12 protein-coding genes are annotated in these 17,624 nt (G+C 34.3%); 7 read left to right on the plus strand and 5 right to left on the minus strand.

All coding sequences use genetic code 11. From position 1 onward, the window contains the following. Positions 1 to 8: 8 nt before the first annotated feature. Together DMB68_RS05735 and DMB68_RS05740 are read left to right on the plus strand one after the other, a co-directional pair. Positions 9 to 1,415 carry an efflux transporter outer membrane subunit gene (locus DMB68_RS05735; RefSeq protein WP_110345670.1) on the plus strand — a complete coding sequence of 469 codons (1,407 nt, stop codon included), beginning with the start codon at positions 9 to 11 and terminating at the stop codon, positions 1,413 to 1,415. Positions 1,416 to 1,779: 364 nt separating this feature from the next. Continuing rightward, positions 1,780 to 2,274 carry a hypothetical protein gene (locus DMB68_RS05740; protein WP_110345671.1) on the plus strand — a complete coding sequence of 165 codons (495 nt, stop codon included), beginning with the start codon at positions 1,780 to 1,782 and terminating at the stop codon, positions 2,272 to 2,274. 65 nt (positions 2,275 to 2,339) lie between these two features. Here the strand turns inward: DMB68_RS05740 and DMB68_RS05745 are convergent, their stop codons facing one another. Continuing rightward, on the minus strand, positions 2,340 to 4,685 hold the full coding sequence (locus DMB68_RS05745) for a mechanosensitive ion channel family protein (RefSeq protein WP_110345672.1): 2,346 nt from the start codon (positions 4,683 to 4,685) through the stop codon (positions 2,340 to 2,342). Positions 4,686 to 4,916: 231 nt separating this feature from the next. Between DMB68_RS05745 and DMB68_RS05750 the strand changes: the two genes are divergently transcribed. Beyond that, positions 4,917 to 5,282: a SpoIIAA family protein gene (locus DMB68_RS05750; protein WP_110345673.1), complete on the plus strand. Its 366-nt coding sequence runs from the start codon at positions 4,917 to 4,919 to the stop codon at positions 5,280 to 5,282. 32 nt (positions 5,283 to 5,314) lie between these two features. Then, positions 5,315 to 6,094, plus strand: coding sequence for a non-homologous end joining protein Ku (gene ku / locus DMB68_RS05755; protein WP_110345674.1), 780 nt, complete (start codon positions 5,315 to 5,317; stop codon positions 6,092 to 6,094). Here ku and ligD read toward each other — a convergent pair. From ligD to DMB68_RS05775, 4 genes are all read right to left on the minus strand, one after another. Further along, positions 6,091 to 8,652 (minus strand): DNA ligase D, encoded by a 2,562-nt coding sequence (ligD, locus tag DMB68_RS05760; RefSeq protein ID WP_110345675.1) that lies wholly within the window; start codon positions 8,650 to 8,652, stop codon positions 6,091 to 6,093. The genes ku and ligD overlap by 4 nt on opposite strands. Beyond that, positions 8,639 to 9,121 (minus strand): hypothetical protein, encoded by a 483-nt coding sequence (locus DMB68_RS05765; RefSeq protein WP_110345676.1) that lies wholly within the window; start codon positions 9,119 to 9,121, stop codon positions 8,639 to 8,641. Before DMB68_RS05765 ends, ligD begins: the two co-directional genes overlap by 14 nt. Before the next feature lie 257 nt (positions 9,122 to 9,378). Beyond that, the gene (locus DMB68_RS05770; RefSeq protein ID WP_110345677.1) at positions 9,379 to 12,009 is read right to left on the minus strand and encodes a DUF5916 domain-containing protein; all 2,631 of its coding nucleotides are present in this window, start codon (positions 12,007 to 12,009) and stop codon (positions 9,379 to 9,381) included. Between the two features lie 45 nt (positions 12,010 to 12,054). Then, a complete protein-coding gene (locus tag DMB68_RS05775; RefSeq protein ID WP_110345678.1) occupies positions 12,055 to 13,905 on the minus strand; it encodes an alpha-amylase family glycosyl hydrolase in 1,851 nt (616 codons plus the stop codon). 153 nt (positions 13,906 to 14,058) lie between these two features. Here DMB68_RS05775 and DMB68_RS05780 point away from each other — a divergent pair, with 153 nt between their 5' ends. The 3 genes from DMB68_RS05780 to DMB68_RS05790 all read left to right on the plus strand — a co-directional run bounded on the left by DMB68_RS05780 (position 14,059) and on the right by DMB68_RS05790 (position 17,611). Beyond that, the gene (locus tag DMB68_RS05780) at positions 14,059 to 15,123 is read left to right on the plus strand and encodes a sensor histidine kinase (RefSeq protein WP_110345679.1); all 1,065 of its coding nucleotides are present in this window, start codon (positions 14,059 to 14,061) and stop codon (positions 15,121 to 15,123) included. Then, positions 15,110 to 15,829 carry a LytR/AlgR family response regulator transcription factor gene (locus tag DMB68_RS05785; RefSeq protein ID WP_110345680.1) on the plus strand — a complete coding sequence of 240 codons (720 nt, stop codon included), beginning with the start codon at positions 15,110 to 15,112 and terminating at the stop codon, positions 15,827 to 15,829. Before DMB68_RS05780 ends, DMB68_RS05785 begins: the two co-directional genes overlap by 14 nt. A gap of 348 nt (positions 15,830 to 16,177) precedes the next feature. Further along, complete coding sequence (locus tag DMB68_RS05790) at positions 16,178 to 17,611, plus strand: MFS transporter (RefSeq protein WP_110345681.1); 1,434 nt, start codon at positions 16,178 to 16,180, stop codon at positions 17,609 to 17,611. Positions 17,612 to 17,624: the final 13 nt, after the last annotated feature.

Below are 17,624 nucleotides of genomic sequence, written 5' to 3' on the forward strand. Positions count from 1 at the left end.
TAGAAGAAATGAATCATAGTTCAAATAAATATATTTTACTGGTATTGGCAGCGGCGCTTTTGAGTGCGTGCTCCATTACCAAAAAGTACGAACGCCCCACAACTTTAAAAACGGATCAATTGTATCGTGATCAGGCTTCCGCCGATTCTACTACAATTGCCAATATGCCCTGGCAAAGTGTTTTTAAGGACGAAAAACTAAACGCCTTAATTCAAAAAGGATTGGATCAGAACCTGAACCTGAAAAATGCTATTGAAAATATTGTTCAGGCTCGTGCTTCATTACGTCAAAGTAAATTAGCATATTATCCAACATTAAATCTGGATGCAAATGCAACTCACAATAAACAATCAGAAGCAGGACTGAATTTTCCGGCCGGGATCAATATCAATACGCTAACGACGACTTATAAATTAGGTCTAAGTACTTCCTGGGAAGCTGATATCTGGGGAAAATTAAGCAGTTCTAAAAGAGCGGCTTTAGCGACTTATTTAGCTACAGATGCAGCCAAACAAGCAGTTCAGACACAACTGATCGCTGATATTGCCAATAACTATTTTTTATTACTGGCTTATGATAAGCAATTGGTTATTACGCAGGAAACTTTAGAAAGCCGTATCAAAAATGTTGAAACAATCAAAGCTTTAAAAGAAGGTGCTATCGTTACAGGTGCAGCTGTTGTACAAAGTGAAGCCAATCAGCATGCAGCAGAAGTTTTGATTCCGGATTTAAAACAAAGTATTCGTGAAACCGAAAATACACTTAATATTTTACTTGGCCAGGCGCCGGGACCAATTGAAAGAGGAACTTTAGAAAATCAGTCCATTCCTGAAAATTTAGCACTGGGTTTGCCATCACAATTGCTTCAAAATCGTCCTGATGTCCGTCAGGCAGAATTTAATTTCAGAAACGCTTTTGAAACGACCAATATGGCTAAAACTTATTTTTATCCGAGTTTGACATTAACAGCAAGTGGCGGATTTTCGAATTTGGAATTGAAGGACTTTTTTACCAATTCAGTTTTTTATTCCATAATTGGCGGTTTGACTCAGCCAATTTTTAATCAGGGACTTAATAAAATGAGACTGACAACAGCTCAGTCCCAGCAATTACAGGCTTATAATAATTTTCAGCAAAGCCTTTTAACAGCAGGTCAGGAGGTGTCGAATGCTTTATATGCCTATCAGATGGCAGTTGAAAAACAAGAATCAAGAGAAAAACAAATCGAATCTTTGGTGAAGGCAGTTGATTTTACTCAGCAGCTTTTAGAGTACAGTTCGGCTACCAATTATACAGACGTATTGACGTCAGAACAGAATTTATTAGCTGCTCAATTGAGTGGTATCAATGATAATTTACAAAAATTACAAGCAGTTGTTGATTTGTATCGTGCTTTGGGTGGTGGCTGGAAATAAAATTTCAGATCATTATGTTTAATTGAAATTGTTAAAATGAATAGCGCCTCAGCATTTGGGGCGCTTTTTTATTTAGTAATCTGTGTATCTTTGTTGAATCTGTTACTCTCCAGATAAATATTCTAATGAAAATAACTGCCCTAGCCCCGATAGAAGCGAAAATCCTTTTGTGACGGTGTTCGGCACAAAAGATTGAAGCGAATAGCGGGATTAGCTTCTTAAAAAAGTGTTGGTTATGTATATCGGCTGAAAAGTGGTGTTCGTCGATTTTTTTGATTGTTTCGTATAATGAAGCGGATAAATTCGAATATTGGCACTAATTTAGATTAATCTCTTATGAAATTAATATTTAAAAACAAAAAAGATGAAAAAGTTAGTATTAGCTATTGTGTTTTTTATGAGCGCATTAGCACATTCGCAGGTTTCGGTAAATGTGAATATAGGTACACCTCCAAACTGGGGACCTGTAGGATATGATGACAGCAGATATTATTATTTACCGGATATTGACATCTACTATGATGTAACAGACAGCCAGTATATCTATCTTAATAATGGCGTATGGATACGTGAAAGAAGAGTGCCGGCAAGATACAGAAATTATGATTTCTATTCAGGTTACAAAGTTGTTTTAAAGGATTACAGAGGCAATAAACCTTATAGTTACCATTCAAAACACAGAGCAGCCTATCCAAAGGGGTATGTTGGACAACCTCAAAAAAACAGAGGACCAAAACCGGATAAAAATTATAAATCTCAAGGAAAACAAAAGTCGAATGGACATGACAATGGAAATGGTAAAGGGAAAGGAAATTCTAAAAAGGATCACAACCATTCTCATGGGAATGGTAAACATTAATTAAATTTATTGAACAGAAACGCCTCCAATTGGAGGCGTTTTTAGTTTATAGTCTTAGTTATGGGCTAAGTTGAAAAAGTCAATCCTTTAGCTTTAAAAGTACTGAATAAAACCTGACGTGCGCTGCTGATGCTTTCTTCTGTACGATAAATACTGCACCAGAATTTTACAAGCACTACATATTTTCCGTCAGAAATGGCGCTGTAATAAATTTGAGGCGTTTTATCCATATTGATTAAAGTTACACTTTCCAAGGCGTGAATTATGATTCCATTAATAGCATCAGGAGTAGTGTCGCCGCTGATTTCTATTGAAATTTCTACAAGTTTAAAGTTGTCGGTATACGTCCAGTTGGTAATGTTTTGCGATAATAAATTTCCGTTCGGAATAATAATTTCAGCGCCGTTTGGAGCATTGATTTTTGTAGTTCGTAATCCCATCGCTTTTACCCGTCCAGACTCAGAACTTATTTCAATAACATCTCCTACCTGAATCGGTTTATCAAAAATTAGAATAATACCCGACACAAAATTATTTACCACATTCTGGAGTCCAAGTCCAACTCCCACTCCTAAAGCCCCTAACAGAATACTCAATTTATCCAAAGGCATTCCGGATGCTGCAACTGCCAGTAAATAACCGGCAATTAATACAAGAAGTCTGGTGATCAGTAATTTTGAATGTTGTCTTTTATTGACATTTTCTTCGTTTTCATCTTCAATTTCACCAAAAAAGTAAGCTACATATTTTTGAAGCAAATGGGCAACCCAGATGATAATAAAAAACAGCACAATATTTCCTAAAGTAAAAGTAATGCTTCCGATAGTATTAGGATGGGTGAGAAGCGATGCTAACGACGAACGAAGCGATTCCCAAATATTTAAATTAGAAGCAATAACTATAATCCACATATAACTCATCAGAATTATGAATGGTTTTTTTAAAGTATCGGATAAACTTTCATGGTCGAAAATCTTTTCGATTCCACGTTTCACTCTGGTTGTATAGATTTGTAAAAGAATGATTTCTAAAATGATTTTCAAAAGTACACTCAGAGCGACAATCTGTGTAAGCGAAATAAAAGCAGTCAGGCTGAGCATATTTGAAAGAGAAACCCGTCCGAAAAGATTATACAGTATCGACAATCCATTTAATCCGATAAAAAGTATACTGGCCCATTTAAAGAAAGCTTTTATATATAGCTGATCCTTTAAACTTTTGATTTGTACGAGACCGTAACGGATTCCCAAAATATTGATGATGATAAAGGCACAACGCTGTAATAATCCAACTTCTATAAATAAATCCAGAAAGCAAAGTATCATGAATAAACCTAATAACAAGAGCCAGTTTCGCATTGATTTTCCGGACCATTGATTTTTGAAAAGCAACGTCAGAATTCCTAGTAAAAGCAATTGCAACAGCTCTAAAAATAATGCAGGGGCATATAAATTGCTGACAACGGCAATACTAAGTCCGACTACGGCAACCGGAACCAAAATGCCTCTGTTTAAATATTTAAAATTAAATAACGAAAGATTTTCAGCGTATCCATTTGTTTTGAGGTACTTTAAATTTCGTGAAATATACCAGGCTAAAATTCCCATAAAGAACACTAAAGTCAGCAGTCCTGCAGTACGATAGCTTAAATAATATTCTGCTACACTTTCTTCAATAACTATTTTTGATCCGATATTTTGTACTGCTTTTCTGGGAACTGTTTCTGTAATATTCCATAAAAAAGGCTGTTCTTTATGAAACATACTGATTCCTGATTTTTCCAGATTATTTTCAACAGCAATCAAAGCATTGGAAACCGCAATTTTTCGCTGTACCGTAATTCTTTTTTTATTGTTTAAAATCCCCTGATTTTTAGTCATCAGACTATCTGTACTGAGGTATTTTTTTCTCAGATTGGCAAATTCTCTTTTAAATTGTTTTCTTCGAATTGTATCTTTTATAAGCGCCATTAAAGTTTTGTCTTTTCGGAGCTCTATAAAACGGTTTTTAATTTTTTCCAGATTTTGATTCCGTAAATTGATAGCCGTATTTTGTTCTTCTAAATCCTGCTCGATTTCTTTCAGGACCGTATGATACATTTGCTGATTGCGTACATTTGGATTTGCACCTTTCAGACTGGTCAGAATAAGATTGAGTTTGCTTTGTGTTCTCTTGATTTCACCAAACAAATGGTGCGAAGCACTGTCAAAATCGGAATCGTTATAGGCGGATTCCATTACTTCACCGGCTTTTTCAATAGCCATTAAATAATCACTGTCTGTGGTAGTTTCTTCAAATAATTTCGAACGACTTTCCTTTTTAGGAGACGTGGTTTGTGAACTAACATTCGGAGCATAAATCAAAACAATTAACGCAGCGAAAAGATGGATAAAACTTCTTTTTTGGAACATAATTTAAATATGAATTTGGGATTTCAAAAGTAATTTTTTTAAAACACTTTAGTACAATTTACAAATGAATAATTTAAAACTTAACAAAAAAATATTTCTATAATTATGTAGTTATTTCATTCTAAAACACAGTATTTTCTTAATATAGATATTCTGTAAGACTTTGCAAATATCATATAAACCAATTCATTAAGAGTGTTTTAATTTTGAGTGAATTAAAACTAACAAACAATGATACATATAATTGACACAGCAGACAATGTAGTTGCTTTCAGAGCACTTGCAGAAGTAACAAAAGATGATTTTCAGGCAGCTGTTGTTCCTGCCATAGATAATTTGGTAAAAAGAATCAACGAAATTAATTTTTTACTGGTATTGGATACTGATATCGGAAACTTTACGGCAGGTGCATGGCTTCAGGATGCACTGATCGGACTGAAACATCTGGGAAAATGGAACAGGGCCGCAATTATTACAGATACAGAAGAAATAATTTCATTTACAAATGGTTTCAGTTATATTGTTCCCGGAGAATTTCGTGGTTTCAAAAAAGCTGAATTCAACAAAGCACTGAATTGGGTAGAAGGAAATATTTGATTTCCTGACAAACATTTTTTAAATCATGTATTATGAGATCAATATGGACAGGTTCAATCAGTTTTGGTTTGATAAATATTCCGGTTAAACTATTTTCTGCGGTACAGGAAAGCAGCCTTGATATGGATATGCTGGATAAAAAAGATCATGCCAATATCAAATTCAAACGTGTAAATGAAAATACAGGTAAAGAAATTGATTTTTCAAATATTGTTAAAGGCTACAAAATTGAGGATAAATATGTAATTCTTGAGGATTCAGATTTTGAAGCTGCAGATGCTATAAAAACAAAAACCATCGATATTCAGAGTTTTGTTGAGGAAAAAGAAATTGCGAGCATTTATTATGAACAGCCCTATTATCTGGAACCCGACAAAGGCGCAATGAATGCTTATGCTTTGCTTCGTGATGCACTTGCAGCTTCAGGGAAAGTTGGCATTACAAGTTTTGTGATGCGAAATAAGGAAGGACTTGCCATTTTAAAACCTTATAAAAATGTTATTGTCTTAAACAGAATCCGTTTTGAACAGGAAATTCGTACTGCGGATGAATTAAAACTTCCTCCCGTTTCTAAGGCTAAGACCAAAGAAATTGATATGGCCAATAAATTGATTGAACAGCTGACTGAAAAATTTGATATCAGTGATTTTAAAGATGAATACACAGCTAAACTTTTGGATATCATTAAGAAGAAAGCCAAAGGAAAAGCACCCAAAAAACCTGCAAAACTCAAAGTGGTTCACAAGCAAAGTGATAGCTTGATCGATATGCTCAAAGCAAGTTTAGAGACCAAAAAGAAAAAATCTTCTTAATCTTTTTGGTCTTCAAATTTTTTCAGGATCTTTTTAATGTTGGCTCCTTTTGATAAAACAGGAGTCCATAAATCACCTTTTTTCTCGAATCGTTTCAATACGTTTTTAATCGTAAATTGTGAAGGATGTAGTTTGCTGTTTACCTCACTCCATTCTAATGGTGTAGAAACCGTAGCACCTGGTTTGGGTCTTACAGAATAAGGCGCGGCTAAAGTCTGACCTATTCTGTTTTGCAAATAATCGATATAAATTTTATGATCCCTTTTTTTGATACTGCGTTCTAAAGAAGTCGTTTCCGGAAGTCTTGATTGTACTTCTTTTGCTATCAATTCAGCTAAAATTTTAACTGAATCATAATCATACTGCCCGCCAAGCGGAATGTAAACATGAAGTCCCGAAGCTCCTGAAGTTTTGCAATAACATTCCGTCTCCAGTTCATCCATAATATCTTTTACTACTAAAGCCGTTTCAACAACAACAGAAAAATCCTGTTTGTCAGGATCAATATCAATTACCAGCCAGTCTGGATTTTCAATATTTTGTATGGTAGAATTCCACGGATTGATTTCGATACAACCTAAATTAGCCATGTAAATAAGCGTTTCTTTGTTGTTGCAAACAAGATAGTTAATATATTCATTGTTAGATTCAGAGAATATCTTTTTGGTTTTTAGCCATGAAGGAGTTTTCTCAACATCAACATCTTTCTGGTAAAAACTCGGTGCATCTATTCCGTTTGGATATCGGTTCATCGATTCAGGACGATTTTTAAGATAGGGCAGAATAAGCTCTGAGACTTCATTGTAATATTGGACGATTTCACCTTTGGTGATTCCATCATTGGGAAAATATATTTTATTTTGATTTGTTAAATGGAGTACTGTTTTACCAATTTTCAAATCATAATCATTTTCTGCTTTCTTAGTTCCCTTTGCTTCCTTTGCTTTTGCTTCTTTAGTTTCGCTCATTTTTTCTGTTTTTAAGAACTCTGATTTCTTTATGATAGAAGGTGTGAAAACCTCGTTTGCTTTTTTGTCTATTCTCAAACCGAGGTAAACTGGATGTCTGAGATGCTTGTCCTGTGTCCATTCAGAATATTTAACCTGACAGACCAATTTTGGTTTAACCCATTGTATTTTATCCCGTAATCCTGTTTTTTCTGTAAGGGGAGAATCATCAATAAAATAGGGCTTTAATTTGGTGTACAGTTCTTTCAGGGTTTCTTCGGTAAAACCGGTTCCGCATTTTCCAATAAACTGTAACTTTTTGCCGTAGTATTGCCCTAACAATAGGGCTCCGAAATACTTTCGTGAATTTTTAGGTTCTGTAATTCCAATGATAATTGCTTCTTCCTGATTCGCAGCTTTTATCTTCAGCCAGTCGTTACTGCGTCTGCCTACTGCATAAGTACTGTCAGCTCTTTTAGCAACAATACCTTCTTCTTTATTTTTAATGGCAAGATCAAATAATTCAAGTCCTTTTTCGACTATATGATCAGAATAGAAAACATTTGTAAAACCATATTTATTAAAGAGAATCTTCAGGAGCTCTTTTCTTTCAAGCAATGATAATTCTGTAATTGAATTTCCATCTAAATTCAAAAGATCAAAAACATAATATTTTAAAGTTCCTGAACCTGTTTTAAGGTAATTTTGAAGCAGCTGGAAATTTGCTTTTCCGGATTCATCCTCTACTACAACTTCACCGTCTAAAATAGCGGTATGGTCTATTTTTTTTAAATCTTCAGCAATAGGTTTGAAATTCAAGTCAAAAGAAAGTTCATTGCGACTGAATAGTTCAATATCGGGTGGATTTATTACAGCAACGGTACGGTATCCATCGTATTTTTTTTCAAAAACCCATTTCGGATCATCAAAAGGTTTTTCCTTTATGTTTGCCAGCATGGGTTTAATAAAAACAGCATTTTCAACGGGATTAGTCTTTTTTTTTGAAGTCGTTTTTTCTTTAACCGCGGCAACAGCTTTCTCCGATTTTTCTTCCAGTTCTTCCAGTGCTCTTTTTGATAATACGGACTTATTTTTTTCTAATATATCAGCATCAGAGGAGTATTTATCTGTTTTTTTAATCAACAGCCAGGCATTTTCCTGTTTACCTTTTAGTTTGACCAATGAAAATTCTCCTTTCAGTTTCTTTCCTTTTAAAATAAAACTCAAACGCCCTTTTTTAAAATCAGCTAAAAGCGTTTTTTCAGGAGTTGCAGTTTCTTCATCAGAAGTATAAGTTCCGTTATCCCAGACAATCACATTTCCGGCTCCGTAATTTCCTTCAGGGATGGTGCCTTCAAAATCTTTATAGCTGTACGGATGATCTTCAACCATCATCGCAAGACGCTTATCATCAGGATTCATTGAAGGTCCTTTTGGAACTGCCCAGCTTTTCAGAACACCATTCATTTCAAGTCGAAAATCATAGTGCAGGTGAGAGGCAGCATGTTTCTGTACGACAAAAATGAGTTCATTTGCCGACTTTTCAACTTTACCCTTGGGCTCTTTAGTTTGCCTGAAATCTCTTTTCTGATTGTATTTAGATAGTGACATTGGACTTTGCGATTAAGATGATGGTTAAAGTGAGGTAATAAAATAATGCAGCTACAAGACCGAAAATGATATGGGCAAAAAAGAGCTGAATATAATAGCCTTTAAAATCGATGTTGGGCTTATAATCAGCTAATTTGAACATTATCATCCAGCCTGTAATTCCGATAATTCCACTTATGCTTCCTAATAAAATAGCATTCAATATAGATAATTTCAAAATGTTATTAGCCCATAAAAAATGGTAAATCAGTACAAATATAAATCCGATAAAATAATGCAGAACCCAGGCTAAAGTCGCTTTTGTTTTGATTGAAACATCAATTTTTAGTTGCGTCAATAGAAAAGTTAATAGTACAGGTTCTTTATATAATTCTCTAAAACTTGCAGAAATTGCATAGCTGAACAAGGTCATAGCTGATGTTGCTGCAATGGTGGCTAATAGAATTTGTAAAAGTGTATAGATATCCATAAGTTAATTTTTATTATTAATTGCTTATTGTATTAGTAATAAAAAAATTAAGACATAATATTTAAAGCTTTTATTTATACATATAAATAACATTAATTTCTGATTGCATCCAATCACAGGAGGTAATTAAATGACTAAAACTTTAAACTTAATAATTTTTACATTATCAAATTTAAAGTCATTAGTTCGTTTTTTTTTATACAATTAAAAGTTCAGATTATATAATTACAAGTAAAATAGCTATATGAATGTAATTTCTAAAACATAAGTCGATAAGTCATTTTTATCAAAAATGTGTTGCCTGGTTTTCTGCCTAAAATTTGAGAGTTCAGTTCAGACATCAGATTTTCATTTGGATTTCCGTTTGAAGTGATTCCTTGTGACCAGACAAAAAAGATTTCTGAACCCGGAATGTACTCCCAGCGTGCCACCAAATTAGAACGGAATTGCACAAATGAAAAATCGGGGTTGTGTATTCTGTAATCTATTTCGCCATTTGTGTCTTCATCTATTTCATAAAGATTTTCAGATTCGTTAAAACCAATTTGATTTTGATTAAATAAACTTACCCTGTCGCCATAATATTCTGTAAGCGGATTAATCACTTTGTTAAATTGATTGTACTTTCCTTTTGAAATAAAAGGCTGTCCGTAATACTGGATAGTGAAATTCGGATTTATATTGTAATCAAGACGGATGGATGCGCTAAAAGTATTCTGATCTAAATTGGCAGTAATGTATCTCGGATCTACATCGAAACTGGATTGGGTAACATACTGTAACTTGTTTTTATTCGAAGAAAGAGCAGGAGTTACAGAAATAGCAAAAGCATTGATAGGCTGATACGTCAGTCCAACATTGATTTCGGAATAGGAAAACGAATTATTTTTCGCCTTATTGTCATAAATGTTCATAGTATATCTGAATTTTTTTCTGCTGTCTGAAACAATAGTAACCGATTTGAAAAAATCTTCTGAATAACGAAATCTCGGTCCGCCCTGAAGGATCGTATTCGAATAGTTAACAGGTTTATAGATAGCAGAAACAATAAGATTCCAGTTATTTTTGAACATGGCGTCAGAACCGACCATATATTGCATTCTGTTATAGTTTCCTTCAAAATCAAAGTTCGAAGTCTGATCCAGATAAGTCGTTATTTTTCGAAAACTGCCAAAAGGTTTCAAGGTTTCGTAAGACAAAAAAGCGTACTGTTTGATTTCATCAGCCTGTCTTAGAAAGCCAATGTCATTTAATTCTAATTCGGGTGACCGCCAAACAACATATCCTCTGTAACGCCAGTTTCCAACACTTGATTTTCCCATTTCAAATTGTCCGCCCGTTCCTGTTAGTGATGTTCTTTCGGTATCAACCTTTAAGTGTCCCGCATCTGCTCTCTGAAATAAATGCGTCATGTTTCTTTGCGTTGTCGTAATGGCTTCTTTACTCCCTTCAATTTTGCTGGCAACAAAATTACCTTTGAAATAATACTTTCTGTTGTTCCAGTTGTGCCTGAAATCGATACCAGCTGTATAAGCCGATTTGTGCATAAAATTCAGAAAATCAGTTTCTAAATTTCGATTGGTCGCTGTAAAAATACCTCCTATGTAACTGTTACGGCTATTAAAATCTTTCTGTATACGGCCCACCAGATAATTCGTTAAGGGGTCAACTAAAACTTTTCTCGTCTGATCATTTTCCTGAATTTTTGCATATTCTTTGCCTGTTACGCTTTCAAGGATTCCTATTGACCAGCCGTTTTTGGTTTTTCCGCTAAATTTTGCAGCGCCCAAAATTGTTGTATTGACAGGAATAGTCATAAAAGCACCTTCCGGAAGATTAGGCTGGCCGTTGGGGTTTCTTCCGATCCTGCGGGAATAAAACAAATTGTCTTGATCATCAGCAAAAGTGTAGTTGAAAATATTTCTGTTCTCAACAAAAAATGGCCTTCTTTCATCATAAAAAACCTGAAAACCGTCTAATACAATAGCAGCCGGATCAGCTTCGACCTGACCAAAATCAGGGTTAATGGTCAGGTTTAATGTGAGGTCATTGGTGATTCCGATCTTCGCATCCAATCCTCCGTTGAGTTTAAAATCATTTCCGGTTTTAAAAGGATTTCCTTCTTCTTTTGGATATGTTTCTAATTGAGAAAGTACAAAAGGCTGGATTTCTATTTGTCTTTTTGGAGATAAACCTTTCAGTCCATGCAATTCCCCAAACTCACTTACCCAGCCCGGAGCATCAAGTGGAATCCGCTGCCAGACAGAACGCTCTTCGGTCCTGAAATATCGGCGTGTAGACTGAAGTCCCCAAATTTGCTCAGGGGCATCACTAAATTTTAACTGACTCAGCGGAATTTTAATTTCTGCAGTCCAGCCTTCATCATCAATATTTGTTTTTAAATACCAGATTGGATTCCAGTTGCCCTCCCAGGTTCTTCCGTTATCAGAAATGAAACCATCGCTTTTTACACCCGCAACGGATGCAGCAAATGAAAAAGCCGTGAGCTGATCATAATGACTGCTGATGTTAATTTCAATCCAGTCGCCTTCAAAGCCATCACGTCTTGATAATCTTTTGATAATGCCTTTCGGATCTTTATCATAACATCTAAAACCAAAATAGATGAATTCTTTATCATACACAACTTTGAACTTTGTGGGTTCAATAGGTGCTGCATTTTCATCAGGAAGGTTTTCAATATAATCACCTGTCCAGTCTACAATATTCCAGCTTTCATCGGTTAAAATACCGTCTATCGCGGGAGCCGGTAAAGCACCTAAAGATTTTGTGATGTAAACCTTCTTATTTACTTTAGGTGCTGTCTCCTGACCAAAACTTAACTGAAATATGAATAATAGCAATGAAGCTTTTTTTAGGTATTTCATTTTTTGGCTTTTTATGAAATTGAATTTTATTACAAGAAATCCGGATTATTTATTTAGTTCTAAAATCCACATTTTCATAGCCGGAATCGTAGTTTTATTTAGTGAAGAAAAAACTTCATCAGTAACTACATTTTTTGCCGAATTAAAACCATTTGTTATTTCGTTATATTTCTGAAAATCAATTTCTTTATCCGTTTCACTTGTATTCATGATACACATGATCGTCTGCTTTTCATCATACCTGAAATACACATATAAACCTTCTACCGGAATGTAATGCATCATTTTTCCAGTTGTAATTGCCGAAGCTGTTTTTCTGAAATTAGCCAGCTTTCGAACCAAATCCTGAGTTGATTTTTCGTCTTCTGTCAGTCCTTTTCCAGTAAAAGCATTTTTGGTATCGGTACTCCATCCACCAGGAAAGTCAGAGCGTACCAATCCATCAGGAGCTTTGAATCCTTTGACTAATACTTCAGAACCATAATACAATTGCGGAATACCACGGCAGGTCAACAGCCATTGAAAACCCATTTTTTGTTTTTCAACATTTTCACCTACAATCGAAAAAAATCTTGGTTCATCATGATTGTCCAGGAGCAATACTTTTTGCATCGGATTCTTGCTCAAAAAATCACTACTGAGTGTGTAGTATAATTTATTCACGCCGTCTGTCCATCCGAAAGGCTGGGTGAGGGCAGGAATGATTCCGTAATATAAACTCTGAAAATCTACTACCGATGGAAGGTTGCTTTTAAAGCTGGTATCGATAGTATTCTGTTCAAAATAAGCCTGATTTGCGGCTCCGTGTACCATGATTTCTCCAAAAATGGTGATTTTAGGGAATTCATTCATAATCGCCGCGTTACAACGATTTGCAAAATTTAAATCATTATACGTGTAAGTGTCAAGACGAATTCCGTCGATACCAAAGGTTTCAACATGCCAGATACAATTCTGAATCAGAAAATTAGCCATATAAGGATTGTCCTGATTGATATCTGGCATTATTTTGTCAAACCAGCCATTGCTCATTTTCTTCTGATCTGATTTTGCACCATAAGGATCAAACAAAGGCTGCTCTCTGTAATTGGTCTGGGTGTATTCCGGCCAGCGATGTACCCAGTCGTTATCCGGTGCATCCTGTTCCAGAAAATGATAAAGCCCAAAATGGTTATAAACGGCATCAAAAATCAGTTTCATACCACGCTGGTGGAGGTTGTTGCTTAATTTTTTATAAGCCTCATCACCGCCATATCGCGCATCAATTTTATAATGATCTGTAATGGCGTAACCATGCTCGGTTCTGTTTACCATGTCATTTTCCATTATAGGAGTAAACCATAGAGCGGTAACACCCAATCCCTGTAAATAGTCCAGATTATTAATTACGCCCTGTAAATCGCCACCATGACGGTCGTACATTTGGTTTCTGTCCAAAGACTGGTCTCTCATTCCTTTTATACGGTCGTTTGTTGTATCTCCATTACTGAAACGATCCACCATAATCAGGTCAATAAAATCAGCTGAATTTACGCCCTGTGCATACTCAGTTCCGTTTCCGGTTCTTCGTTTATAAATGGGCCAGTTTATTTTTTGCTTTTTGCCTTGCTGAATGACTTCTATTATTATTTCGCCCGGAAGGGTTTCAGGAGCAATTAGAATATCAACAGCCAGATACTTTTTGTTTGAAAACTGATGTGTTTTTAAAATAGAAATACCCGGATAATTAATACGGACATTATCAGATGTAAAAGCATTTTCGGTGCTGCGGATTAATAACTGAACAGAATTGGTTTTCATTCCGGTCCACCAATTTGTTGGATAGACATCATTTTTAGCATTTGCAGTGAACGCTAAAGCCATTAAAATCAGGAAAAAAAAGAGTGTTTTTTTCATCTTTGGTTGTTTTAAGTTAGTTTTATGAGCGAAAGATATTTTTCTTTAACAGTTCAAAAAAGCAACTTATTTAAACAGCATGATTTGCATTGTAAACAGCAATTTTGATTTGAAGTAAAAGCACTATTTTTACATTCAAGCAAAACAGAAGAAATGGATATATTGACATACAATCCTGAAAACAGATTTCAGATAATTAAGCTCTATGCTTTGTACTGGCTGGGTTATATTTTGTTATTCAGTTTGATTCAAGGATTGCCCGAAGGAGATTTTATTGTAGCCTGGCGAAATGAATGGTATAGTGTACTGCCAAAAATAGGTTTTGTGACTATTGTAGTGGAGTTATTGATGCCACAATTATTATTCAGAAAAAGAACAGCTGCTTTTTTTATTGCTTATATCACTCTGATTTTACTTTTTGCATTTCTACAGCGTCTTATTGATAATTATATTATTCTTCGTTATTACCTGACTTTCTGGAAGACTGTACCGCTTTTGTCAGCTCCGGTGTTCTTATATAATGTGAGTAAATTGCAGTTTGTAGTGACCATTCCGGTTGCTTTTCGATTGTTTTATCATTTGGCAGAAGAAAAAAATAAGGTTCAGACTATATTGTCAGAGAAATTGCAAGCCGAATTAGCTTCTCTGCGAAACCAGTTTCATCCACATTTTTTATTTAATGTTCTGAACAGTTTGTATTCTAAAATTCTAAGTAAATCGGATGATTCGGCTGAGATTGTTCTTAAAATATCAGATCTGCTTCGGTTTTCGATTTATGATGTAAATAATAAAAGTATCTCTCTGGAGAATGAAATTGATTATCTGAAAAATTATATTACGCTTCAGCAGCTGCGTTTTGACGATCGCCTTCAATTGAGTTTTAGTGTTTTTGGAGAGATTGAAAATCATTCCATAGAGCCTTTTTTAGTTCTTCCGTTTATCGAAAACAGTTATAAATATTGTCTGGATGAAAATAATCAGGGCTGGATAACGATTGCAATCAGTATAACAGATGATTGGTTAGCGGTTAAAATTGAAAACAGCCTCCCGGAAAACTTTATTGCTCCAATTGAAAATATAAGCAGCGGAATTGGGATTGCAAATGTGAAAAGAAGGCTGGAATTACTTTATCCTGATGAACATATTCTGACCATTAAAAATGAAACAACCAGTTTTTTTGTTTCTTTAAAACTAAAGATGAAAAATGGCAGTCATTAATTGTATTATAATCGAAGATGAATTGCCGGCCTCTATATTGTTGGAGCTTCATATTGCTAAATTTGATTTTTTAGATCTCAAGGGTAAATTCAGCAGTGTTTCGGGGGTACAAAATATTTTAAAAACACAAAAAATTGATCTGATTTTTTTGGATATAAACCTTCCCGGAAAATCAGGAATAGAGTTTGCCCGAAGTATTAATCCTGAAACAGCTGTAATATTCACTACTGCTTACACTGAATATGCTGTTGAAGGTTTTGAATTGGAAGCGGTCGATTATATTTTGAAACCCATTTCATATGAGCGCTTTGTAAAAGCAATAAATAAATTCAGCAAAACGCGGGAACTGAATGAAATAGTATTGCTTGCAAAAAAGACAGAAGCCGAAAATCCTTTTATTTTTGTGAAATGCGAACGAAAAATGGTAAAATTTTTTTTGGATGAAATCGATTATTTCGAATCACAGGGAAATTATTTGATGATTTATACAGAAACAAATAGTTATAAAACCTATCAGTCTATTTCAGAAATGGAAGAGAGGCTTCCTGAAGGGTTATTTTGCAGAATACACCGCTCTTTTTTAGTTGCTATTAAAAAAGTAAATAATTTTAAAGCAAATAGCCTTCAGATAGGGAACAAGCAATTACCTATTGGAAGGTTGTATAGTAGTGCAGTTTTTAGTTTATTAAATTCTTATATAAAATAGATGATTAGTTATTAAAATGTTATGAATAAACTGATTAATACTTTACATTATTTATAATTGTACTTATTTTTAATATTATTTTTAAAATAAAGTCATTTTAATTTTTTTCATAAATGACAATTTTATATGTTTACACAACCGATTGCAATATTTTAAAATAGTATTGTATTTCAAACAAAAATATAATCAGCTAAACAATGATGCCTGAATTATATTTTTTTAGAATTTTACACAACCGATTGTTTTTATTATTATTTTAGCGCAAAATTAAAAAGCATTTATTTAAATTAAAGAATACAGTAAACTAAAAACTTAACTAACCACAATATTTAACCACACAGTAAAATAATGAATTTATCCTCTCAAAAATTATCCATAAAAGAAAAAATAGGGTATAGTCTTGGTGATTTGGCTGCCAATTTAGTTTTTCAAACATTAATGACCTATCTGGCTTATTTTTACACAGATATATACGGATTATCTCCAACACACTCCTCCATAATAATGCTTGTTGTAGGCTTAATTGCTGCTTTTATTTTTAATCCTGTTATTGGAGCACTTGCAGACAGAACAAATACAAAATGGGGTAAATTTCGTCCCTGGATTTTATGGACATCAATTCCTTTAGGAGTCGTTGCACTTTTAGCTTTTACAACACCTGATTTTTCGTATCAGGGAAAAGTAATATATGCTGTTGTAACCTATTCATTATTGTTATTATTGTATGCGGCGAATAATTTGCCATACTCTGCTTTAAGCGGTGTTATTACAGGAGATATGTCGGAGAGAAACAGCATGTCGTCATATCGGTTTGTTGCTGTAATGTTTGCTCAGTTTTTTGTTCAGGTCTTTATGCTTGGCATTATTAAAAGTGCCGGCAACGGAGATAAAGCAATTGGTATCGAAAAGGTAATGACTGTATTAGCAATAATTGGAACGATTATGCTGCTGATTACTTTTGTTACTACCAAAGAGCGGATCGTACCAAAACCGGAACAAAAATCAAGTGTAAAGGAGGATCTAGGCGATTTGGTAAAAAATAAGCCATGGATTATTATGCTGACTCTTACTTTATTGGTTTTTATTACACTTGCAATGAAAGGCGGCTCTTATGTATATTATTTTGAGAATTATGTAAACAAACAAGAACTGGCTTTATTTATACAACCTATTTTAGATTTTCTTTCAACAATAGGATTAAATACTTTTGGTAATGATCCTATTTCTGCAGGATTTGGATTATTTAATGCCGGTGGTATTATTTTTATGATAGTCGGAATTACATTGTCAAAAAGATTCGCTGATAAATATGGTAAAAGAAACGTTTTTGGATTGTTTTTATTTATTTCCACCTTATTTATTATTGCTTTTTATTTCTTTTCTCCAACCTCAGTTAGTCTGATGTTTTTCTCTCAAATTTTTCACGGGTTTTTCTACGGAATTACGATTCCGCTCCTTTGGGCAATGATAGCAGATGTTGCTGATTATTCAGAGTGGAAAAATAATCGTCGTGCAACTGCCATTATATTTTCTGCAATGATGGTGGGGTTAAAAGCAGGATTAAGTATTGGCGGTGCATTAACAACATCACTTTTAGGGCATTTTGATTATGTCCCAAATTCGACTGAACAAACAGATATTGCCATCAACGGTATCAAATTATTGGTAAGTATTTTTCCTGCAATACCTTTCTTAATAGGAGTAGGGCTATTGTTTTTCTATAAAATTGATAAGAAAATGGAAGTACAGATTGAGGCAGATTTAAAAGAAAGAAGAGCATAAATTATTATCATTA

Source organism: Flavobacterium hydrophilum (assembly GCF_003202405.1).
Classification (GTDB): Bacteria; Bacteroidota; Bacteroidia; order Flavobacteriales; family Flavobacteriaceae; genus Flavobacterium; species Flavobacterium hydrophilum.